The sequence below is a fragment of the Verticiella alkaliphila genome (genome assembly GCF_018904615.1).
In the GTDB taxonomy this organism is placed as follows: domain Bacteria; phylum Pseudomonadota; class Gammaproteobacteria; order Burkholderiales; family Burkholderiaceae_B; genus Verticiella; species Verticiella alkaliphila.
Genome location: NZ_JADCNH010000005.1, coordinates 166321 through 186937, shown reverse-complemented (window position 1 = coordinate 186937; position 20617 = coordinate 166321). Strand labels below are relative to the sequence as shown.

At 67.0% G+C, this 20617-nt stretch carries 18 protein-coding genes, 1 tRNA gene and 2 pseudogenes; 11 read left to right on the top strand and 10 right to left on the bottom strand.

Going from position 1 to position 20617, the window contains the following annotated elements:
- Positions 1-26: 26 nt before the first annotated feature.
- Positions 27-992 (bottom strand): Bug family tripartite tricarboxylate transporter substrate binding protein, encoded by a 966-nt coding sequence (locus tag IMZ29_RS06025; protein WP_216181584.1) that lies wholly within the window; start codon positions 990-992, stop codon positions 27-29.
- A 175-nt stretch (positions 993-1167) separates the two neighbouring features.
- On the opposite strand from IMZ29_RS06025, the pseudogene IMZ29_RS06020 reads away from it, so the two are divergent.
- A pseudogene (locus IMZ29_RS06020) lies at positions 1168-1961 on the top strand (IclR family transcriptional regulator).
- A gap of 81 nt (positions 1962-2042) precedes the next feature.
- Positions 2043-2121 (top strand) — tRNA-Ile (locus tag IMZ29_RS06015).
- Positions 2122-2171: 50 nt separating this feature from the next.
- On the opposite strand, the gene IMZ29_RS06010 is transcribed toward IMZ29_RS06015, so the two are convergent.
- Together IMZ29_RS06010 and IMZ29_RS06005 are read right to left on the bottom strand one after the other, a co-directional pair.
- Positions 2172-2318: a hypothetical protein gene (locus IMZ29_RS06010; protein WP_216181582.1), complete on the bottom strand. Its 147-nt coding sequence runs from the start codon at positions 2316-2318 to the stop codon at positions 2172-2174.
- 20 nt (positions 2319-2338) lie between these two features.
- On the bottom strand, positions 2339-2617 hold the full coding sequence (locus IMZ29_RS06005) for a hypothetical protein (RefSeq protein ID WP_216181580.1): 279 nt from the start codon (positions 2615-2617) through the stop codon (positions 2339-2341).
- Between the two features lie 167 nt (positions 2618-2784).
- On the opposite strand from IMZ29_RS06005, the gene IMZ29_RS06000 reads away from it, so the two are divergent.
- The gene (locus tag IMZ29_RS06000) at positions 2785-3207 is read left to right on the top strand and encodes a SecDF P1 head subdomain-containing protein (RefSeq protein ID WP_216181577.1); all 423 of its coding nucleotides are present in this window, start codon (positions 2785-2787) and stop codon (positions 3205-3207) included.
- 202 nt (positions 3208-3409) lie between these two features.
- Positions 3410-5013 (top strand): annotated as a pseudogene (locus IMZ29_RS05995) (benzoate-CoA ligase family protein).
- 88 nt (positions 5014-5101) lie between these two features.
- Here the strand turns inward: IMZ29_RS05995 and IMZ29_RS05990 are convergent.
- Positions 5102-5500: a GreA/GreB family elongation factor gene (locus IMZ29_RS05990; protein WP_216181574.1), complete on the bottom strand. Its 399-nt coding sequence runs from the start codon at positions 5498-5500 to the stop codon at positions 5102-5104.
- Positions 5501-6031: 531 nt separating this feature from the next.
- Here IMZ29_RS05990 and IMZ29_RS05985 point away from each other — a divergent pair.
- From IMZ29_RS05985 to IMZ29_RS05965, 5 genes are all read left to right on the top strand, one after another.
- Positions 6032-6409, top strand: coding sequence for a YkgJ family cysteine cluster protein (locus IMZ29_RS05985; protein ID WP_253206887.1), 378 nt, complete (start codon positions 6032-6034; stop codon positions 6407-6409).
- 549 nt (positions 6410-6958) lie between these two features.
- Positions 6959-8884, top strand: a complete 1926-nt coding sequence (locus tag IMZ29_RS05980; RefSeq protein WP_216181571.1) for a PrkA family serine protein kinase — start codon at positions 6959-6961, stop codon at positions 8882-8884.
- 10 nt (positions 8885-8894) lie between these two features.
- A complete protein-coding gene (locus IMZ29_RS05975; RefSeq protein WP_216181568.1) occupies positions 8895-10154 on the top strand; it encodes a YeaH/YhbH family protein in 1260 nt (419 codons plus the stop codon).
- On the top strand, positions 10151-11695 hold the full coding sequence (locus tag IMZ29_RS05970) for a SpoVR family protein (RefSeq protein ID WP_216181564.1): 1545 nt from the start codon (positions 10151-10153) through the stop codon (positions 11693-11695). The genes IMZ29_RS05975 and IMZ29_RS05970 overlap by 4 nt, the downstream gene beginning before the upstream one ends.
- 8 nt (positions 11696-11703) lie before the next feature.
- The gene (locus tag IMZ29_RS05965; RefSeq protein ID WP_216181562.1) at positions 11704-12033 is read left to right on the top strand and encodes a thioredoxin family protein; all 330 of its coding nucleotides are present in this window, start codon (positions 11704-11706) and stop codon (positions 12031-12033) included.
- A gap of 11 nt (positions 12034-12044) precedes the next feature.
- Here IMZ29_RS05965 and IMZ29_RS05960 read toward each other — a convergent pair whose 3' ends face one another.
- The 3 genes from IMZ29_RS05960 to IMZ29_RS05950 all read right to left on the bottom strand — a co-directional run bounded on the left by IMZ29_RS05960 (position 12045) and on the right by IMZ29_RS05950 (position 15850).
- Positions 12045-13640 (bottom strand): methyl-accepting chemotaxis protein, encoded by a 1596-nt coding sequence (locus tag IMZ29_RS05960; RefSeq protein ID WP_216181559.1) that lies wholly within the window; start codon positions 13638-13640, stop codon positions 12045-12047.
- A 102-nt stretch (positions 13641-13742) separates the two neighbouring features.
- A complete protein-coding gene (locus IMZ29_RS05955) occupies positions 13743-14723 on the bottom strand; it encodes a Bug family tripartite tricarboxylate transporter substrate binding protein (protein WP_216181555.1) in 981 nt (326 codons plus the stop codon).
- A gap of 83 nt (positions 14724-14806) precedes the next feature.
- Positions 14807-15850: an amidohydrolase family protein gene (locus tag IMZ29_RS05950; RefSeq protein WP_216181552.1), complete on the bottom strand. Its 1044-nt coding sequence runs from the start codon at positions 15848-15850 to the stop codon at positions 14807-14809.
- A gap of 92 nt (positions 15851-15942) precedes the next feature.
- Between IMZ29_RS05950 and IMZ29_RS05945 the strand changes: the two genes are divergently transcribed.
- On the top strand, positions 15943-16887 hold the full coding sequence (locus IMZ29_RS05945) for a LysR family transcriptional regulator (RefSeq protein WP_216181549.1): 945 nt from the start codon (positions 15943-15945) through the stop codon (positions 16885-16887).
- Here IMZ29_RS05945 and IMZ29_RS05940 read toward each other — a convergent pair.
- Positions 16808-17851, bottom strand: coding sequence for an alpha/beta hydrolase (locus IMZ29_RS05940; RefSeq protein ID WP_216181547.1), 1044 nt, complete (start codon positions 17849-17851; stop codon positions 16808-16810). The genes IMZ29_RS05945 and IMZ29_RS05940 overlap by 80 nt on opposite strands.
- 135 nt (positions 17852-17986) lie before the next feature.
- Here IMZ29_RS05940 and IMZ29_RS05935 point away from each other — a divergent pair, with 135 nt between their 5' ends.
- Positions 17987-18811, top strand: a complete 825-nt coding sequence (locus IMZ29_RS05935; protein WP_216181544.1) for an SIR2 family NAD-dependent protein deacylase — start codon at positions 17987-17989, stop codon at positions 18809-18811.
- Positions 18812-18851: 40 nt separating this feature from the next.
- Here IMZ29_RS05935 and sstT read toward each other — a convergent pair whose 3' ends face one another.
- Together sstT and IMZ29_RS05925 are read right to left on the bottom strand one after the other, a co-directional pair.
- A complete protein-coding gene (gene sstT / locus IMZ29_RS05930) occupies positions 18852-20078 on the bottom strand; it encodes a serine/threonine transporter SstT (protein WP_216181541.1) in 1227 nt (408 codons plus the stop codon).
- Positions 20079-20175: 97 nt separating this feature from the next.
- A complete protein-coding gene (locus IMZ29_RS05925) occupies positions 20176-20511 on the bottom strand; it encodes a thioredoxin family protein (protein ID WP_216181538.1) in 336 nt (111 codons plus the stop codon).
- Positions 20512-20617 lie beyond the last annotated feature (106 nt).

Below are 20617 nucleotides of genomic sequence, written 5' to 3'. Positions count from 1 at the left end.
GAGACGGGTCCGCACACCTTGAAGCCTCAATCGAGCTTGATGCCCAGATCGCGGATCAGCGGCTGCCAGCGCGCGTTCTCGCTCGCGAGGAGTTCGCGGTACTCGGCAGCCGTGCTGCCCACGGGCTCGACGCCGAACTCCACCATGCGCTGGTTCACGTCCTTGTCGCGGATCGAGGCCACCACCTTCTGGTTCAGCGTGGCGATGACGTCGGCCGGCGTGCTGGCCGGGACGACCATGCCAACCAGCGCCGCGGCTTCGATCTTGCCCAGGCCGAGCTCGGCAAAGGTGGGCACATCCGGCAGCTGGGGCAGGCGCTTGTCATTGGCAACGGCCAGCGGGCGCACCTTGCCGCCCTTGATGAAGCCCGCGCCCGCGGCGAGATCCACCATCATGGCGGGGATCTGGCCACCGGCCACGTCCGTCAGCGCCGGGGCTGCGCCGCGATAGGGCACGTGCACCTGCTTCAGGCCCGCTTCCTTGTTGAGCAGCTCCATTGCCAGGTGATGCGGACTGCCGGCACCAGCCGAGCCATAGCTGAGCTTGTCGCCGGCCGCCTTGGCCTGTGCGATGAAGTCCTTGGCGTCCTTGGCCGTGCTGTTGGGGCCCACCACCAGGATCATCGGAAAGCGGCCCATCAGGGAGACCGGCGCGAGCTGGGCCGGATCGTAGGTGAGCTGGCTGTAGAGCGCCGGGTTGAAGACCAGCGTGCCGTTGTCGGCCGACAGCACCGTGTAGCCATCGCCCGGCGCGCGCGCGGTCTCGGCGGCACCGATGGCCGTGTTCCCGCCCGGCTTGTTGTCCACCAGGATGGTCTGGCCGGTTTCGCGGCCAAGCGCCTGGCTGATGGTGCGAGCGAGGAAGTCCGAGCCACCGCCGGCGGCGTAGGGCACGATCCAGCGGATCGGCTTGTTGGGGTATTCCGCCGCCACAGCCTGACCCGCCGTCAGGGTTGCCAGCGCCATCAGGCCACAGGAAAGCAGTCGTTTCATGAACATCTCCACCCGGTTGAGGATTGCGTCATCACGCGCAATTTGCGTAAATATAATACGCATTGCGTAATCGAGAATCCGGGATTTCCCGAAGGCGATACGGGGGCATCGGCCCTCGTAGAATGAGCCCCGTTGCAGCCGTCCTGACCACCATGACCGACATCACCTCAGAGGTATCCTCCGTGGCGCGCCGCGCGAACGCCGCCAGCGCGTGCAGGCGGCCGAGACGGGGGTGAACGTGCTGAAGGGTCTTGCCGCGCTGGGCGGACGTGCCAGCCTGACCGTGCTTGCCCAGCGCGTCGACGAAAGTCCGGCCAAGGTGCATCGGTATCTGGTGAGCCTGATGGAAGCGGGCTTCGTCACGCAGGACGCGGCTTCGCAGCAATATGCGTTGGGCCCGGCCGCCATCGACATCGGCTTGGCGGCAATGCGCCAAGTCGAGCCCATCCGGGCGGCCGAGCCGGCGCTGCAGCGTTTACGCGAGCAACTGGGCGTCACCTGCTTCCTGGCGGTGATGGGCAATCTCGGGCCCACGATCGTGCGTTTCGAAGAGCCCGGGCTGCCGGTCACCGTGAATGTGCGCGCAGGCTCCGTCCTGTCGCTGCTGTGGTCCGCCACGGGCCGTGCCTTCCTGGGTGCACAGGACGATGCCCGCATCACAGCGCTGGCGCAGGCCGAGCTCGCCGACGTCTCTCCCGCGCGCGCGCGTTGCTGCACAAACGTGACCCCTTGCAGGCCTTGCGCCAGGAAGTACGCGAGCGCGGCTGCGCGACCGTGCGCGATACCAACCTGCCCGGCATCAGTGCGGTCGCGGCACCGGTGTTCGATTACACCGGCCGCGTGGTGGCCGTGATGACGGCGCTTGGCGCATCCGGCGGATTCGATCCCGACCCGGATGGGGCCATCGCCCAGGCCGTGCGCGAGGCCGCCGCCAGTGTGGGGCAAGCGTTGGGGTGGCGCCACGACTGACGTCGAGTGCGCCGAGCGCATGCGCTGGCGGGCAGCGGCGCGCCGGAAGCGGATACAATGCGCGGTCCCGCCATCGGGCGAGGGCCTCTAGCTCATGCTTGGTTAGAGCAGCGGACTCATAATCCGTTGGTGCTGGGTTCGACTCCCAGGGGGCCCACCAGAAGATAGGAAAAAGCCCGCTTCGCGCGGGCTTTTTTGCGTTCGGCGGGCTTAACCCGAATTCTGCTCCTCCGGGTGATCCACGATGGGACGAGCAGGTTTTGCCGGTTCCTGCGTTGGCGTCTGCTCATCCGCTTCTTCGGGCATGGGGCCGTCGGGACGATCGCCGTCTTCCGGCATGGGGGTCTGGGTAGCCATAGGGCCTCCGGGTCGAGCGTTCAGGGTTTCGCGGGTTCATCGCCGCGTGGTTGGGCTGCGCCGGATTGGCCGCCCGTCGTGGGATTGCCGTTGCCGCCTTCGGGTGCGCCGGGGCTGCCGCCCGGATGCGCGCCCCCGGGCCGTGCGCCCGTGCCGTCCATCGGGGCTTCGCGAGAGGCGGCGTCGGGCCGGTTATCACCTGCCGGACGGCCGCTGCCGCCCACGTCCTGCGTCGGCGCTCCGCTTTGCGTGCCGGCGACGTCGCGCTTCTGGGGATCCGTGTCTGGCTGGGATGTCATGAACGTCTCCTGTGGGGGAACGGTCTTGCCTTGCGCAACCCGCGTGCCGCGCCGGTTCGCCGCGCCTGTGACGTGAAACCGGTATCGTCGAGGTTCCTTGTCGTCGGCCCGCGGGCCGACGCGCTCGTGAATTCCGGGTGCCGCGCGCCCGTTGCCGGAGAGTCCTCATGTCAGTTCTGCGTTCCTGCGTCACCGTCTGCCTGGCCGCCCTGTCGACGGTTGCTGCCGCCCAATCCATCGAGACACTTCAGATCGGACCGTGGACGGTCGGGCCGGACGACGTTCGTCGCGTCCAGGCCGTCGTCGAGTGCCATACGGGGCAGACCGTCGTGAACATGGCGTTCAGCCCGGAGGGCACGCGCCAGCTGGCCGATCTGACCGGTAAGCACATCGGCAAGACGCTGGCGGTACGCCTGGGCGAGCAGATCCTGGTCAAACCCACCGTGCGTGCGCCGATCGAGCAGGGTCACCTCCAGATCTCCGGGGGGCTGAGCAACCAGCTCGATGGTGAGGCCCTTGCTGCACGCCTGCAGGCCGCGCTGCGCCTGCCGCAGATCCCGCTCAGGCCGTGCGATGCGCCAGGCCGCTGACGCGCCTGCCAGATTCGGATTGCGCCCCGCGGATTGCGCTGCCGCGCGGGTGCACGCACACTGATTCCCACGGCTGTCTGAGGCTATCCGAACCGCTGGTAGTGGGTTCCGATAATTGACATCTAAATTATTTAGAAATAACGTACACGTCGATCGTGCGGCTCGGATGAGCTGCCGATTCCCCGCTCATCGAGGTCAGGACATGGTCAGCGCTCACATCGACACCTTTGCCAACGACAACCTGCCGCCGCCCGAGGCGCAGCCCGAGTACCGCTTCGATCTGCCTGAGCTTCAGTTCCCGGCCCAGTTGAACTGCGCCGAGGCGCTCCTCGATGCCCGCGTTTCCGCAGGCGAGGGCGCGCGACTGTGCATCCAGGGCGAGGGCGTGCGCTGGACATACGCCGATCTGCTCGCGCGTGCCAACCAGATCGCCAACGTGCTGGTCTCGGAACTGGGCCTCGTGCCGGGCAACCGTGTGCTGCTGCGGGCGCCGAACACGCCGATGATGGCGGCGGTCTGGTTCGGCGTCATCAAGGCGGGTGGCATCGCGGTGGCGACCATGCCGCTGCTGCGTGCCAAGGAGCTGGTGCCGATCATCGAGAAAGCGCGCGTGAGCCATGCCCTGTGCGATCGCGATCTCGCTGCTGAGTGCGAAGGCGCGCTCGCCCAGACCGACGTGGTGCGTCAGGTCGTGTACTTCAACGACGCCGGCGACGACGGCCTGGAGGCCCGCATGGCGCGCCAGCCCGACACGTTCACCAACGTGCCGACGGCGGCCACCGACACCTGCATCCTCGCCTTCACGTCCGGCACGACCGGGGTGCCCAAGGCCACCATGCACAATCACCGCGACGTGATGGCCATCTGCGCCTGCTGGCCGCGCCACGTGCTGCGTCCCAAGCCGGATGACGTCTTCATCGGCAGCCCGCCCATGGCCTTCACCTTCGGCTTGGGCGGTCTGCTGCTCTTTCCGATGAGCGTGGGTGCCTCCACCGTGCTGCTGGCCAAGTGCGGACCGCAGCAGCTCGTCGACGCGATCGCGGCCTACGGCGCGACCACCCTCTTCACGGCGCCCACCGCTTATCGTGCCATGGCCGCGCACGGCGCAGCGCTGCGCAGCGGCACGTTGCGCCAGTGCGTGTCGGCGGGTGAGGCGCTGCCGGCTGCCACGCGCGCGCTCTGGCGCGAAGCCACGGGCATCGAGCTCATCGATGGCATCGGCTCCACCGAGATGCTGCACATCTTCATCTCTGCGGACGAATCCGAGGCCGCGCGGGTGCCACCGGCAAGCCGGTGCCCGGCTACCAGGCGTGTGTGATGGACGACGAGGGCCGCCCGCTGCCTCCGGGTCAGGTGGGCAAGCTCGCCGTCAAGGGCCCGACGGGTTGCCGCTATCTGGATGATGCGCGTCAGGCCACGTACGTGAAAGGCGGCTGGAACTTGACGGGCGATGCCTACCTCGTGGACGAGGATGGCTTCTATCACTACCAGTCGCGCACGGATGACATGATCATCTCCGGCGGCTACAACATCGCGTCGCCCGAAGTGGAGGATGTCCTGATGCTGCATCCGGCCGTGGCCGAGTGTGGTGTGGTCGGCGTGACGGACGAGGAGCGCGGTCAGCTCGTCAAGGCTTTCGTGGTGCTGCGTCCCGGTCATGCGCGCGACGCCGCCATGGTCAAGGCCCTGCAGGATCACGTGAAGCAGACGGCGGCGCCCTACAAGTACCCGCGTGCGGTCGAGTTCGTCGACGCGCTGCCGCGCACCGAAACCGGCAAGCTGCAGCGCTTCCGTCTGAAGCAGTAGTCACGCGCCGGCAGCGGCGCCGGCGCGTCACTCGGCAGGCGTCCGAGCGAGCCGATGCCTGCGCAAGACACCGGCCCCTGCCGCGCACTCATGCTGCCGGCAGCAGCCCTGGCTGGGCCGTCTGCACGCGCACGGCGCGCTCGTGGCCATTCGGCAGGCGCAACAGGCCTGCGCCACCCTCGGGCAGCCCGAGCAGGGCCAGTCCGACGGGCGTGAAGATCGAGATCCGGCCGGCGCGTGCGTCCGCCTCGTCGGGGGCGACCACCGTCACCGTCTGCACGCCCGCCGTGCCCTGTACTTCATACGACACGACACTGCCGAGCCCCACATGGCTGGTGCTGGCCTCGTCGTCGATGACGCGCGCCTGTGCCACTAGGTCCAGCAAGGTGTCGGCGATCTCGTCGCCATGGGGCAGCTCGGGCATGCGCTCGGCCAGGTTGCGAATGCGCAGGGCGTCGCTGCGCGTGAGGATACGCTGGGTAGTCATGATGACCTCGGATGCCATCGCGATAGGATGGACAGATGCGTTCGCCCGCACGGCCAGGCGCGGCGGGTAGGGAGTGCGAGGAGAGAGGGGCTCGGGAGCGGGGCCGGCCTGGCCGGTGCCGTCAGTGCGCTCGCCGAGCCTGGCCAAGGCAGGCCAGGTCTTTGCAGAGCACGCGCTGCACGGTGCGCGGCGCCCCGGGAAGGGCGCCGGCCTGCGCCGCGCGCGCCGGACCCGCGCACGCGCGCGCCCACCCCATAGGGTGAGACTGCGGCATCACGGTGACCGGAACGAACATGCGGCGCATCCAGAAGGAGGGGGAGAACGTATCTGAGAGTATGGACGGCTAACCCGCGGGGGTCAACCGCGTGGGCCAGGCGCTTGCCGCGTGCCGTTGCATCGAAGAGGGGCGGGCCATGCCCATGGGATCGTCTGGCTGGCGTTTTCACCGCACGAGCGTTTCGCATCGGGCGCGAGTGTGGCGTGCGCGCCACCGGGGGCGACGTGGCCTGCCCATGCAGCAGGCGCCGCAGTATGATCGCCGTCCGCCGTCCTGCAGGGCGGTTCTCACCCGAGCGCAATCCCATGAGCCAGCCGTGCATCCGTTGCGGCGCCTGTTGTGCCAACTTCCGTGTCTCGTTCTATTGGGCCGAGACGGATATGCACCCGGAGGGCATCGTGCCCGCCGGTCTCACCGTTCCCCTGACCTTTCACCACGTCGCCATGCGTGGCACCGAGCAGCGCAAGCCGCGTTGCGAGGTGCTCGTGGGCGAGATCGGCGTGTCAGTGGGCTGCCAGATCTACGCGCAGCGCCCGTCGCCCTGTCGCGAGTTCGAGGCGGGCGATCCGCGTTGCGATCAGGCGCGAGCCCGACACGGCTTGCCGCCGCTCGCCAAGGACGAACTGGGCTGAACGCGTCTCGGCGCTCACGGCACCGCGACCCCTGTCACGCGTCATGCGCTTATGCCTGCAAAGGGACTTTCGCGATGCCCGTCAGCAGGCGTATGCTGAGAACACACGCCCGCCTGTCGGGCGCCGGGCCACATCCCGGGGAAGACAGGATGAATTGCCTCAGTGCGCATGCCGATGTCCACGCCGGTGCGCAACCGTGCACCACGACGGTTGCCTCGCACCGGCAGCGTGCCAACACAGCCCGCGGTGTTGGCGTGAGGTCCGTGTCGCCATCGATGGAGCGGACCTTGTCCGCTGCGCCTGCCGCGTTTTTTTTCGCCGCGCTGTCCCCACAAAATCCCTCGCACATTCAACGGCTTGCAGCCCCCGGTTGCGGTACCGCAACACGCGGGCCGTCGTTCGCACTAGACCGTTCGGAACTCTGGCATCACTGCGGGAATCAGACCAGAATAGGAACTGTGTTGGTGCGGCCCGGAATTTGCGCAGAAGGGCTCATGGGGTCTCTTCGGTTCCTTTGCAGTACCGCACGTTGCTGATGGAGGATTGGCTGTGTCGACTATCTTCGAAGGCTTCAAGGCGCAGTACGCGCGAACCCAGGAATCCGAGCTCTCGCTCGAGGAATACCTGGCCCTCGCCAAGCGTGATCCGATGGTCTATGCCTCTGCCGCCGAGCGCATGCTCGCGGCGATCGGCGAGCCCGAGGTGGTGGACACGCGCAATGATTCCCGCTTGTCGCGCCTGTTCGGTAATCGCATCATCAAGCGATATCCCGCGTTTCACGAGTTCTACGGGATGGAGGATGCGATAGGCCAGATCGTTGCCTTCTTCAAGCACGCGGCCCAAGGGCTGGAAGAACGCAAGCAGATCCTGTATCTGCTGGGGCCCGTGGGCGGAGGCAAATCCTCCATTGCCGAGCGGCTCAAGGTGCTGATGGAGACCTATCCCATCTATGCGTTGAAGGGCTCGCCCGTCAACGAATCGCCGTTGAGTCTCTTTCATCCGGACCGCTTTGGGGACACGCTGGAATCCGAATACGGCATCCCGCGTCGCTATCTCAACGGCATCATGTCGCCGTGGGCCATCAAGCGATTGAAGGAATTCGATGGGGACATTTCCAAGTTCCGCGTCGTGCGCCTGAACCCGTCCGTCCTGCGCCAGGTTGCGATCGCCAAGACCGAGCCGGGCGACGAGAACAACCAGGACATTTCCTCGCTCGTGGGCAAGGTCGATATCCGCAAGCTCGATCGCTTCGCGCAGGACGACCCGGACGCCTACAGCTACTCGGGCGGGCTGTGCCTGGCCAACCAGGGCCTGCTGGAGTTCGTCGAGATGTTCAAGGCGCCCATCAAGATGCTGCACCCGTTGCTCACCGCGACGCAGGAGGGCAACTTCAAGGGCACCGAAGGCTTCTCCGCGATACCGTTCACGGGGGTGATCCTCGCGCACTCGAATGAATCCGAGTGGCAGTCCTTCCGCAACAACAAGCACAACGAAGCCTTCCTCGACCGGATCTATGTCGTGAAGGTGCCGTATTGCCTGCAGGTATCCGAAGAGATCCGCATCTACGAGAAGCTGCTGCAGCACAGCTCTCTCTCGGCGGCGCCGTGCGCCCCACACACCCTGGAAATGTTGGCGCAATTCTCGGTGCTCACGCGCCTGAAGGAGCCGGAGAACTCCAGCCTGTATTCCAAGATGCGCATCTACGATGGCGAAAGTCTGAAGGACATCGATCCCAAGGCCAAGGCGCTGCAGGAGTACAAGGACTACGCTGGCACCGACGAAGGCATGACCGGGGTGTCCACTCGCTTCGCGTTCAAGGTGCTCTCGAGCGTCTTCAACTACGACCAGACGGAAGTGGCCGCCAACCCGGTCCACCTGATGTACGTGCTCGACCAGCGCATCGGCCGGGAGGATTTCCCGGACGACACGCGCCGGCGCTACACCGAGTTCATCAAGGGCTATCTCGCCCCGCGCTACGCGGAGTTCATCGGCAAGGAGATCCAGACGGCGTATCTGGAGTCCTATGCGGAGTATGGTCAGAACATCTTCGACCGCTATGTGACGTATGCGGACTGCTGGATCCAGGACGAGGAGTTCCGCGACCCGGAAACTGGCGAGAGCTTCGACCGCGCTTCGCTCAACGCCGAGCTCGAGAAGATCGAGAAGCCGGCGGGCATCGTCAACCCCAAGGATTTTCGCAACGAGATCGTGAACTTCGTCCTGCGCGCACGCGCCGGCAGCGGCGGCGACAACCCGCGCTGGACGAGCTACGAGAAGCTGCGCGAGGTGATCGAGAAGAAGATGTTCTCGAACACCGAAGAGCTGCTCCCGGTGATCTCCTTCAACGCCAAGGCCTCGGCCGAGGACCGCAACAAGCACGAGAGCTTCGTCGCGCGCATGGTGGAGAAGGGCTACACCGAGAAGCAGGTCCGCCTGCTCTGCGAATGGTACTTGAGGGTGCGTAAATCCTCGTGAGAAGCAGCACATGAACTCGCTTATCGATCGTCGTCTGAACGGGCGCAACAAAAGCGCCGTCAATCGCTCGCGCTTCATCCGGCGCTACAAGGAGCAGATCCGCAAGGCTGTCCGCGGGATGGTGGACGAGCGGTCGATCACCGACATGGACCAGGGTGGGGACGTGAACCTGCCTACCCGTGACATCTCTGAGCCCACGTTCCGGCATGGGCAGGGCGGGGATCGCGAGATGGTCCATCCGGGCAACAAGGAGTTCGCGCGCGGCGACACCATCGACCGGCCGCGCGGCGGGGGCGGTGGCAAGCCGGGCGGGCAGGGCGAAGGCGATGCGGTGGATCAGTTCACCTTCACGCTCTCGCGCGCCGAGTTCCTTGAGCTCTTCTTCGAGGACTTGGCCCTGCCCAACCTGGTGCGCAATCAGCTGGGCGATACCAAGCACACCAAGCTGCGTCGGGCGGGGTATACCACCACCGGTGCGCCCTCCATGCTGAGCGTGCGTCGCACGTTGCAGACCTCGTTGTCGCGTCGCATCGCGCTGGGTGCTGGCGGCAACGGCGAGCTGGCCCGCGCCCAGACCGCCTACGAGGATGCGCAGGCGCGGGGGGCGTCGGACGAGGAGCTTGCTGAACTCGATGCCGAGATCGACGCCTGCCGCGCCCGGCTGGGCCATGTGCCCTTCCTGGACGACCTCGATCTGCGCTATCGGCACCGGGTCGCCGAGCCCGCGCCCGTGGCCCGCGCCGTCATGTTCTGCCTCATGGATGTGTCCGGCTCCATGGACGAGAACAAGAAGGATCTGGCCAAGCGTTTCTTCACGCTCCTGTACCTGTTCCTCACGCGCAACTACGAGCAGGTCGACCTCGTCTTCATCCGGCATACCGAAGACGCCGAGGAGGTCGACGAGGATACGTTCTTTCATGATCCCAAGAGTGGGGGTACGGTGGTGCTCTCCGCGCTCGAGCTCATGCACGAGATCGTGGCCGATCGGTACCCGTCCTCGAGCTGGAACATCTACGCGGCGCAGGCCACCGATGGTGATGCGTTTGGTGCGGATGCCGGGCGCAGCGCGCGCTACCTGTCCGAGAAGCTGCTGCCTCTGACCCGCTACTTCGCCTACATCGAAGTGGTCGAGCCCGACGAGACCCGGCGCAGCAGCTTGTGGGTGGAGTACGAACGCGAGACGGCCGAACATTTCGCCATGCGGCGCGTGCGCGAGCGCAGCGAGATCTACCCCGTCTTTCGCGATCTGTTCAAGAAGGAAACGGCATGAATGCGATCGAATCCCGCGCGTCGGCCCTGGCCCCTTCCTCGGCGCGCCAGCCCATTTCCACGGGCTCGGAATGGACCTTCGAGCTCGTCCAGCAATACGACGAGGCGATCTCGCGCCTCGCGGCCGATGAATTCCGTCTGGATACCTACCCGAACCAGATCGAGATCATCACGTCCGAGCAGATGCTCGATGCCTATGCGTCCTCGGGTCTGCCCATCGGTTACCCCCACTGGTCCTACGGCAAGGAGTTCATCCGCAACGAGCAGTCGTATCGCTCGGGCATGCAAGGCCTTGCCTACGAGATCGTCATCAATTCGAATCCGTGCATCTCCTACCTGATGGAGGAGAACACCATGGCCATGCAGGCCCTGGTGATCGCGCATGCGTGCTACGGCCACAATTCCTTCTTCAAGGGCAACTACCTCTTTCGGCAGTGGACGGATGCGGACGGCATCCTCGACTACCTGGTGTTCGCGCGCAACTACATCATGAGTTGCGAGGAGCGCTACGGCATCGGTGAGGTCGAGGCGGTCCTGGATTCCTGCCACGCGCTCATGTCCCACGGCGTGGATCGCTACACGCGGCCGCGCCGCATCTCGCTGCGCGAGGAGGCAGCACGCCAGTCCGCCCGAGAGGAGTTCGCGCGCCAGCAGTACAACGACCTGTGGCGCACGGTGCCGGTGGGGCACGGCTCGGCGGCCGCCACGCGTGCGCCGGAAGTCTTCCCGCCGGAGCCGGAAGAGAATCTGCTCTATTTCATCGAGAAGCATTCGCCCACGCTCGCCCCGTGGCAAAAGGAGATCGTGCGCATCGTGCGCCGGCTCGCGCAGTACTTCTATCCGCAGATGCAGACCAAGGTCATGAACGAAGGCTGGGCCACGTTCTGGCACTACACGCTGCTCAACCGGATGTACGAGAAGGGGCTGGTGGACGACGGGTTCATGATGGAGTTCCTGCAGAGCCACACGAGTGTCGTGGCACAGCCCGGGTTCGATCATCGTGGCTATCGCGGCATGAACCCATATGCGCTGGGCTTCGCGATGATGCAGGACATCCGCCGCATCTGCGAGAACCCCACGGACGAGGATCGGCGCTGGTTCCCCGACATTGCAGGCTCCGATTGGCAGAAGACGCTCGACTTCGCCATGCGCAACTTCAAGGACGAGTCCTTCATCGCGCAGTTCCTGTCGCCGCGCCTCATTCGCGAGTTCCGGTTCTTCGCCGTGGCCGATCACCAGGCACGCTCCAAGCTCGAGATCGACGCCATCCACGACGACGATGGCTACCGGCGCATTCGTTCGTTGCTCGCCGAGCAGCACAATCGCGATGCCCTCGTGCCCGATATCCAGGTATGGCGTTATCACCGGGAGTCGGACCGCTCGCTCGTCCTGCGTCACCAGAAGTCGCGCGGTCGGCCGCTCGCGAGTGAAGACACCGATGCCGTCATGAAACACATCGGTCGCCTGTGGGGCTTCAAGGTGCGCCTGGAGGATGTCGACACGGAAGGGCGCGTGGGCGCGGTGCGTGAGTTGCGCCCCTAGGAGACCGCATGGCATACACCTCTGACTTTCCTGCCGTCGAACCCGCCGCGGTCGATGTGGCTGCAGTGCGAGGTCCGCTCGTGCTGGAGTTCGGGGTGGACTGGTGTCCGCATTGCAAAGCCACGCAGCCGCCCCTGGCGGAAGCGCTTGGCGACTTCGCCCACGTGCCGCACTGGAAGGTCGAAGACGGCAAGGGCAGGCCGCTGGGCCGTGCCTACCGAGTCAGGCTCTGGCCCACCCTCGTGTTTCTTCGCGACGGCCAGGAAGTGTCGCGGCTGGTGCGGCCCACGTCGGCCGCACCGATCCGCGATGCGCTGGTAGGCCTTGGCGCCACCTGAAGGCCGCAGGCTCACGCCGGCAGGAGCGCGGGGGCCTGTGGCGTCATCTCGAGCCTGAACGTCTTCATGGCTTCGCTCAGTGAGCCGGCCTGACGGCGCAGATCGTCCGACGAGGCCGCGCCTTGCTGGGCCAGGGCGGCATTCTGTTGCGTGAACTGGTCGAGGTGCTGGATGGCGCTGCTGACCTGATCGATGCTCGCGCTTTGTTGCTGGGTTGCCATGCTGATCTCGGCGATGAGATCGGAGACGCGCTGCACTTGCGACGTGATGTCCGTCATGGCTTCGCCCGCCCGGCTGGCCAGTTGCGCGCCGTCCTCCACGCGGCCGACGCTCGATTCGATCAGGGCCTTGATTTCACGAGCGGCTTGCGCACTGCGCTGGGCCAGCGCCCGGACTTCGGCCGCCACCACCGCGAAGCCCCGACCCTGCTCGCCCGCGCGCGCGGCTTCGACGGCAGCGTTGAGAGCCAGGATGTTGGTCTGGAAGGCGATCGAATCGATGACACCGATGATATCGGCGATGCGGCGCGAACTGTCCCGGATGTCGTCCATGGTGGCAACGACGTCGTTCACCACGGCGCTGCCGTGTCCGGCTGCGGCGCTGGCACCCGTGGCAAGCTCCGTGGCCTTTTGCGCGGCGTCGGCGTTGTTGCGCACGGATTGTGTCATCTGGTGCATCGAGGCGGCCGTCTGCTGCAGACTGCTCGCCTGTTCCTCAGTCCGCTGCAGCAGGCCGGCGTTGCCCGAGGCAAGATCTTCGGCGTTAGATTCCATGGCCGCCGATGCGGTGCGCACGTCAGCGACCACCGTGGCCAAGTGGCGTTGCATGGCTCCGAGCGATGCCAGGACGCTCTCGCGGCGGGTGTTGGGTGTGTCGATGACGACGCTCAGATCGCCGTCCGCCACGCGGCCTGCGACGGCCGCCAGCGCGGTGGGTTCGGCGCCAAGCTGGCCCCGGATGCTGCGTGCGACGCGCCAGGCCACCACGGCGCTGAGCAGCAGGGCGAGCGCGAGGGCAGTGAGCATCAACGGGACGAATCCGCCTGCCTCCTGCAGGGCGAACCGGTTCTGCGCCTGGATGTTGGCTTCCTTCAGATCGATGAGCTGGTTGATGGCCGCAAGCCATTGCACGTAGAGCGGACGTGCCTCGCTCCAGAGCTGCTCGCGGGCAATGGCGGTATCCTCGTCCGCAGCCGCGATCAGCGCGGCCGTGACCGGCAAGGCGCGGGCCTCGACGTCACGAATGGCCGCGTAGCGCCTGGCGAGCTCCGGCTCCACGTTGTCTGCCGACACCAGCGCTTCCAGCGGCTTACGCGACTGGTCATAGAACTGCGCAAGCTGCTGGATGTTGGCGAGCTCGCGGCGCCGCTCCTCGGCCGATGCGCTCAGGACGACGTCCCGGATCGCAATGGCGCGATCGTGTACCGAGCCGCGAAAGTTGATGGCGTAGCGTTGAACTGCGGTGTGCACCTCGGCATTGGCGCGCAGCGCCGTGTCGATCGCACTGACCTTGACGACGGAGATGCCCGCCACTACGACCAAGAGCGTCAGGATGACGCCAAAACCGGCATACAGCCGAGCTGCTACGGACCATCGGGACAACGACATGGAAATCTGGGCTCCTGAGCGTGGATCGCGCGTCATTCGAACGCGGGCACGCGCTAGAGCAATATCCGTGCTCGTCAGGCCGGCAGCCGCTCCTGGACGCGGTCAGTCCACCTTGGCACCGGAGTCGCGGATCACTTTCGCCCACTTCTGCGTTTCCGATCGCATGAGCTCGCGCAGCGCGTCAGGCGTGCTCGTCAACGGCTCCAGTCCGGCAGCGGCGAAGCGCTCACGCGTCTCCTGGTGCTGCAGCACAGCCACGATGGCTTCGTTCAGCCGGGCCACCACCGGCGCCGGTGTCCCTGCCGGCGCGAGGATCGCGAACCAGCCCACGGCCTCGTAGCCTGGCACGCCGGATTCGGCCAGCGTGGGAATCTCCGGGGCGAGCGCGCTGCGCTGAGGTCCCAGCACGCCAATGGCCTTGAGCTTGCCGCCTGTGAGCTGCTGCTTGACGCTCGCGATGTCCGCGATCGCAAGCTGGGTTTCGCCCGACATCGCGGCAAGCACCGCCGGCGCGCTGCCGCGATACGGGATGTGCTGAATCTTGCTGCCCGTCATGGATTTGAAGAGTTCACCCGACAGGTGCATGGCCGTGCCGTTGCCTCCGGAGCCGTAGGACAGTCGATCCGGTTCGGCCTTGGCGAGCCGTGCCACGCCCGCCGCATCATTGGCGGCAAGCGCCGGATTCGCCACCAGCACCAACGGGCTCGTGCCAAAGAGCGTGATGGGCGCGAAGTCGCGCTCCGGCGCATAGCCAAGGTTGGGGTACAGCGTCGGATTGGCCGTGAGGCCGCCTGCTGATGCCAGCACCAGCGTGTAGCCGTCTGCCGGGGATTTGGCCGCGGCATCAAGGCCCACGCCGCCGCCCGCACCGGGCCGGTTCTCCACGATGACCGGCTGGCCCAGCTGCTCTGCCAGCTGCGGCGCCACGATGCGGGCGGCCGCATCGCTGCTGCCGCCCGCGGGGAACGTGACGATCAGGCGAATGGCCCGATCCGGATAGGCGGCAGCGGATGCCGCCAGCGGCAACACGGCGGCCAGGGTGGCCGCACCGATCGTGCGCAGCGCATGACGTCGGTCGAACATGGTGTCTCCTCGTCCGTCCCGGTCTGTGGGCGCGTTCCGTGGGCCGCGCGCCGGGATCGGTCATGATGTCACGGGATGCTGCGCTAGAGCTTGAAGACCCGCTCGGCATTGCCCTGGAAGAACGCGTGCTTCTGCGCTGGGGTGAGGGGCAGGGCGTCCATGGCGTCGACTTCTTCCTTCACGAACTGGTAGGGATAGTCCATCGCATACATCACGCGATCGTGTCCCATCAGCTGCTGCACGTAGGTGATGGCAGGCTCCCAGCACATGCCGCTCGTGGTGTAGTGGAAGTTCTCGCGCAGGTACTCGCTGGGCGCGCGTTGCAGTGGCTTCACGCCGGGGCTGCGGTTCGCACGCACGATGCCGCCGTGCATGAAATCCACGCGATACAGCCAGTACGGCAGGCCTTCACCCAGGTGGCCCAGCACCATCTTCAGGCGCGGGAAGCGATCGAAGACCCCGGCCACGATGAGACGCAGCACGTGCAGCCCGGTCTCGGCGGCGAAGCCATAGATCGCCGCGTCCAGGCAACGCGACAGGAAGGGCTCGATCATCTGTGGCGAGGGCGTGTTCGGGTGGATGTATACCGGCACGTCCAGGGCTTCGGCCGCGGCGAAGATGTCCCAGAATTTTTCGTCGTCCAGGTATTCGCCGTTCACGTGCGAATTGATCACCACCCCCTTCAGGCCCAGCCGCGTCACCGCACGCTCGAGCTCGGCTGCCGCGGCCTGCGGGGCCTGGGGCGCCACGGCGGCGAGCCCCGCGAAGCGCGAGGGGTGGCGGCGCACGGTCTCGGCGAGCTGGTCGTTGGTCGATGCCGCCAGCGCGCAGGCCGTGTCCGGATCGAACATCTGCACGCCGGGTGCCGTGAGCATCAGGAGCTGCATGTCGATGCCGGTCGCATCCATGTCGGCCAGGCGGCGTGCTTCGAGATCCTGCACGCGTTCGTAGAGGTCACGCGCGCGCGGCGTCTGGCTGGTCGCGAAGAAGCCCCACAGGCTGGCGAAGCCCGGATCCCCATGATCACCGCGCTCCAGCATCTGCTGGTAGCGCTGCATGATCTCGGGCGTGGTCCAGGCTTCCTCAGTGGCGATGCGGCGATAGCCGCGTTCGGCGGGGTTGGGCATTGCGCAGTCTCCGATGTCTTGTGCAGGCATTGGAATGCACGCCCGAGAACGCGTAAATTGAATTATTCCAGACCATTCTTCGGGTTTTTCGAATGCGCCGTTTCGTTCCCAGTGTGCGTCAGATGCGCGCGTTCCTCGCGGTGTACCAGCTGCGCAAGTTGCGCGCCGCGGCCGAGCAGCTCTTTGTCACGCAATCCACAGTGAGCGTGCTGGTGCGCCAGCTCGAGGACGGCCTGGGCGTGCGGCTCTTCGATCGGACCACGCGATCCCTGCAACCCACGGACGCAGGCGAGGAGGCCGCTGTGGTGATCGAGCGCATCCTGCGGGACGTGGATCTGCTGGGTGCCGGCGCGGCAGGGCTGTCGGCCTTGACGCGCGGGCGGGTGAGCGTGGCCATCACGCCCACGCTGGCCGGCATGCTGATCCCGCTGGTGCTGCCGAGGTTCCGGGCCGACTATCCCGGCGTGAGCGTGCAGATCGATGATTGCGCGCCGGACCAGTTCCTGTCGCGCGTGGTGGGCGGGCACGTGGACTTCGGCATCGGCACGCCCGAGCGCGCGGGCGGCGAAGTGGACCTGACCCCCCTCGTGCGCGACGTGTTGTGTCTCGTGTGCCGCGACGACCATCCGCTGGCGGCGCGAGCCACCGTCCGCTGGCGGGATCTGGCGGGGCACCCTGTCGTGGCGGGGCGGCCCGGCTACGGCGTGCGCCCGCTGGTCGATCTGGCTGCGAGCCGGGCGGGCGTGGCGCTGGAGGTCGTCAACGAGGTGTCGTTTCTGTCGACCGCGCTGTGGCTCGCACGCAGCGGGGAGGCCGCCGCGATCCTGCCCTCTGCCTATGCCAGCGTGCCGGCCCATCCGGACCTGGTGATCCGGATGTTGGTGCCCCGGGTCTCGCGCGACGTCTCGGTGGTCACCCAGCACGGCCGCTCGCTCGCGCCGGCGGCCGAGCGCTTTCTCACGCTGCTGCGGGCGGCGCTGCGCGAGCGCAATGGTTCGGCATGGGCGGGCTATGCCCGAGTGCCGGCGCGCGGGTGAATGCAGGGCGCGCTAGAGGCCGGCGTCCCGCGGACGCGGCCGGGCAGGCCTGGCAGGGCGGCCTCCTACCCGCGTGCGCGGCTGGCTGGCTTGCCGGCGTACGCGCCCGCGCATCCCGCACGAACTGCTGCACCGCTTCGGCATAGCCTGCGCTGCGGCTGGCGCCCGAGTGCGAGGCACCCTCGAACTGCGCCAGGCGGCGCAGCCCGCCCGCGCCACCGGCAGCGTTGATGAGCGCGTCGCTCATGTCCACCGGTACCACGCGGTCGGCCGTCCCATGCAGCACGAGCAAGGGCACATGCAGACGGGCCAGCGCCGCGGTGGAGTCGAAGGGCTGGGTCACCAGCAACCCCAGGCCGGGGATCTCGTCCCAGCGCGTCGTGCCGATCATGTCGCGCACATTGGTGAAGGTGGATTCCAGGATCAGGCCGGCGAAGGGCGGGGCATCCTGTTGGGTCGCCAATTGCGCGGCCACCGCGCCGCCCAGGCTGTGGCCGTAGACGAAGCGCAGGGACGGATCGGGCTGACGGCGGGCGAGTTCCGCGAGGGCGGCTTGGGCGTCCGCGGTGGCACTCGCCTGCGAGGGCAGACGAGGCGACGAGGCGCCGAAGCCGCGGTAATCGATCGCCAGGATCGAATAGCCCAGCTCGTGCCATCGCTCCATCCGGAACACCGTGCCGTGCAGATTCCAGCGCGCGCCGTGCAGGTACAGCACGGCGGGCGCATCCGCGCGCGGCTGGCCGATATACCAGGCGCGCAAGGATTCCCCGCCCGGCAGTGCGATGTCGAACACCTCCGTGCCCGGTGGCGCCTCGCGCCACCAGCGCTGTTCGCCGAGTTCGATGGAGAAGATCTTCTCGCGTTGCCAGCGGTCGATCCAGACCAGCCCAGCCAGTGTCGAGAGCAGGAGGAGGGCCAGAAACCCGGCGAAGCATCGCCGGCGGCGGGTGGAGAGCAGAGCCATGAGGGATGAGACGCCGACGCTGCGCTACAGTTCCGCACGGAACGCCACTGACAGGCTTCACTGCTGCCCGCGATCCGCGTACCATGGCAGCACTGGCGGCAGCCTCCTGCTCGTCGCCTGCGTGGCCCCCTCATCATGTCTGTGCTCCCCCCCGCTTCCCCCCCCGATGCCGACCCGGTCGTCGTGCCGTCCATGCTGGTCGATCGTCTCGTGCATGCCGGCAATATCGTCGTATTCACGGGGGCGGGGGTGTCTGCCGAGAGCGGCATCGCCACCTTCCGGCAGCCCGGCACGGGGCTCTGGAAACGCTACGACGCGGCCATGCTGGCCACCCCGGCGGCGTTCGACGCCGACCCGTCCCTGGTGTGGGGCTGGTACGAGTGGCGCCGTGCGCGCATCCTGCAAGCCCGGCCCAATGCCGGGCATCGCGCCGTTGCCACCCTGGCGCGGCTGCTCCCGCGCGTGACCGTGGTCACCCAGAACGTCGATGATCTGCATGAACGGGCGGGCAATCCGTCCGTGGTGCACCTGCATGGCCGGCTCGATGCCGCCCGCTGCCGGCGCTGTGCGCAGCCCTGGACACATGCCGACGAGCCCGTCGACATGCCCGAGGGGGGCGCTCGGCTCGATCCCCCCGCCTGCCACCGCTGCGGCGGGCCGGTGCGGCCGGGCGTGGTGTGGTTTGGCGAATCCCTGCCCACGGATGCCTGGGAGCATGCCATGGCGCTCGCAACCCAGGGCGGCGTCTTCTTGACAGTGGGCACGTCGGCCCTGGTGTATCCCGCCGCGGAACTGCCGCAGGTCGCGGCGCGGCATGGCGCGCTGGTGGTGCAGATCAATCCCGAACCCACGCCGCTCGATGCCGTGGCAGATGTCTCTCTGCAGGGGCCCGCCGGGTCCGTGTTGCCAGCAATCCTCGCGGCGGTGACGGCACGTTTGGGTCTGGTGCCACGCCGCTGAGGCCTGCGGGTCAGGCCTCAGCGGGCAGCCCGTGCGATGCTCATTGGGGCGCCGGTGCGTCAGCGTCTGCGTCGAGCACGGCCGCCGTGAACACGACGTCGGTGGACGAGTTGAGCGCCGTCTCGGCAGAATCCTGCAGCACGCTGATGACAAAGCCCACGGCCACGACTTCCATGGCCTGCTCCGCGGGGATACCGAAGAGACTGCAGGCCAACGGGATGAGCAGCAACGAGCCACCGGCCACGCCTGACACGCCGCAGGCGCACACGACGGACACGACGCACAGCAGGAGCGCCGTGAGCAGGTCCACCTGCACGCCCAGGGTATTCGCGGCAGCGAGGGTGAGCACGGAGATCGTGATGGCGGCACCAGCCATGTTCACCGTCGCGCCGATGGGGATCGATACCGAATAAGTGTTCTTGTTCAGGCCAAGGCGCCGGCACAACTCGAGATTGACCGGGATGTTGGCAGCCGAACTCCGGGTGAAGAAGGCCGTGACACCACTCTCACGCAAGCAGGTGAACACCAGGGGATAGGGGTTGCGGCGCATCACGAGCCAGGCAATGGCAGGATTCACCACCAGCGCCACGATCAACATGCCCGCGATCAATACGCCCAGCACGTGCACATACGTCAGCAACGTCTCCAGCCCCGTGGCGGCCAGCGTGGCGGCAACCAGTCCGAAGATGCCCAGGGGGGCGAGGCGCACCACAAGCCGCACCAGTCCGGTGACCCCCTGCGAGACATCGTGAAGCACGGCGCGCGTCGTCGGCGACGCATGGCGCAGCAACACGCCCAGGCCGACCGCCCAGACCAGGATGCCGATGAAATTGGCGTTGGCAATGGCGCTGACCGGGTTGTCCACGGCGCTCAGCACAAGGCCGTGCAGCACGTCCACCACGTTCTGTGGCGGCGCGACGTTCGCCGATTCGCGCAGCACGAGTGTGGACGGAAAGAGAAAGCTCAGCGTGACGCCCACCAGCGCGGCGGCCAGCATGCCGACGACGTAAAGCAGGAACACCGGCCGGACACTGGTTTGCCCCGTGCGCTGCATGTTGGCGATGGATGCGATCACGAGCACGAAGACCAGCAGCGGTGCGACCGCCTTGAGGGCCTGCACGAAGAGTTCACCCAGGAGGCCGACGCCCAGGGCGCCAGCCGGCCAGAGCACGGCCAGGAGGATGCCGAGCACCAGACCGATGGCAATCTGTGCCACCAGGCTGCCGTGGAGGATGCGGTGTCGCAGGGAACGGGAAGTAGCGGTCATGATGAGGACAGGCGCCCCGGCTCTCGGGGGCCGACGCAAGGTTTGAGGAAGCGGACCTGAAAGGACGCTGGCGTGTCCGGCCACGCCATGGGAGGTCCTAGGGAAGTTCCGCGGGGTAGCTTTGCAGGGCGAGGGCGATCTGCCGCCCGATGTCCCAGCTCGCCAGGCGCGCATCGATGGCGCCGTAGAAGACACCGCTTCGCACCAGGTACATCGCGGGCAGGTGAAAGACTTCATAGCGCGTGACAAGACCGCGGTTGGCCTCGGCGTCCACCCAGCAAAGCCGGGCGACGGGCAGGTTCATCTGCGGCAGCGCCTCGCGAGCCTGCTTGCAGTTCCCGCAACCTTTGCTGTGAAAGACGACCAGCGAATCGCCTGTCGCATCCAGGAGGAAGCGGTCAGCGGTGCCATCGTCCAGGTCGACCTGCTCCATGGGAATATCCCCGGGGGAAACCCGCGATTTTACCGAAAATGGCGATCGTTCCTGCCCGGCTCGGGCGCATGGCGCACTGCCCCTGCTGGCGGAAGGGGGGTGACCA

What these genes read in the sequence shown, in the direction of transcription:
- sstT (WP_216181541.1), bottom strand. Translation starts at nt 20,078, where the DNA reads ATGACCGCTACTTCCCGTTCCCTGCGACACCGCATCCTCCACGGCAGC.
- IMZ29_RS05970 (WP_216181564.1), top strand. Translation starts at nt 10,151, where the DNA reads ATGAATGCGATCGAATCCCGCGCGTCGGCCCTGGCCCCTTCCTCGGCG.
- IMZ29_RS05935 (WP_216181544.1), top strand. Translation starts at nt 17,987, where the DNA reads ATGTCTGTGCTCCCCCCCGCTTCCCCCCCCGATGCCGACCCGGTCGTC.
- IMZ29_RS05940 (WP_216181547.1), bottom strand. Translation starts at nt 17,851, where the DNA reads ATGGCTCTGCTCTCCACCCGCCGCCGGCGATGCTTCGCCGGGTTTCTG.
- IMZ29_RS06010 (WP_216181582.1), bottom strand. Translation starts at nt 2,318, where the DNA reads ATGGCTACCCAGACCCCCATGCCGGAAGACGGCGATCGTCCCGACGGC.
- IMZ29_RS05985 (WP_253206887.1), top strand. Translation starts at nt 6,032, where the DNA reads ATGATCGCCGTCCGCCGTCCTGCAGGGCGGTTCTCACCCGAGCGCAAT.
- IMZ29_RS06000 (WP_216181577.1), top strand. Translation starts at nt 2,785, where the DNA reads ATGTCAGTTCTGCGTTCCTGCGTCACCGTCTGCCTGGCCGCCCTGTCG.
- IMZ29_RS05950 (WP_216181552.1), bottom strand. Translation starts at nt 15,850, where the DNA reads ATGCCCAACCCCGCCGAACGCGGCTATCGCCGCATCGCCACTGAGGAA.
- IMZ29_RS05925 (WP_216181538.1), bottom strand. Translation starts at nt 20,511, where the DNA reads ATGGAGCAGGTCGACCTGGACGATGGCACCGCTGACCGCTTCCTCCTG.
- IMZ29_RS06025 (WP_216181584.1), bottom strand. Translation starts at nt 992, where the DNA reads ATGAAACGACTGCTTTCCTGTGGCCTGATGGCGCTGGCAACCCTGACG.
- IMZ29_RS05990 (WP_216181574.1), bottom strand. Translation starts at nt 5,500, where the DNA reads ATGACTACCCAGCGTATCCTCACGCGCAGCGACGCCCTGCGCATTCGC.
- IMZ29_RS06005 (WP_216181580.1), bottom strand. Translation starts at nt 2,617, where the DNA reads ATGACATCCCAGCCAGACACGGATCCCCAGAAGCGCGACGTCGCCGGC.
- IMZ29_RS05960 (WP_216181559.1), bottom strand. Translation starts at nt 13,640, where the DNA reads ATGTCGTTGTCCCGATGGTCCGTAGCAGCTCGGCTGTATGCCGGTTTT.
- IMZ29_RS05975 (WP_216181568.1), top strand. Translation starts at nt 8,895, where the DNA reads ATGAACTCGCTTATCGATCGTCGTCTGAACGGGCGCAACAAAAGCGCC.
- IMZ29_RS05945 (WP_216181549.1), top strand. Translation starts at nt 15,943, where the DNA reads ATGCGCCGTTTCGTTCCCAGTGTGCGTCAGATGCGCGCGTTCCTCGCG.
- IMZ29_RS05955 (WP_216181555.1), bottom strand. Translation starts at nt 14,723, where the DNA reads ATGTTCGACCGACGTCATGCGCTGCGCACGATCGGTGCGGCCACCCTG.
- IMZ29_RS05965 (WP_216181562.1), top strand. Translation starts at nt 11,704, where the DNA reads ATGGCATACACCTCTGACTTTCCTGCCGTCGAACCCGCCGCGGTCGAT.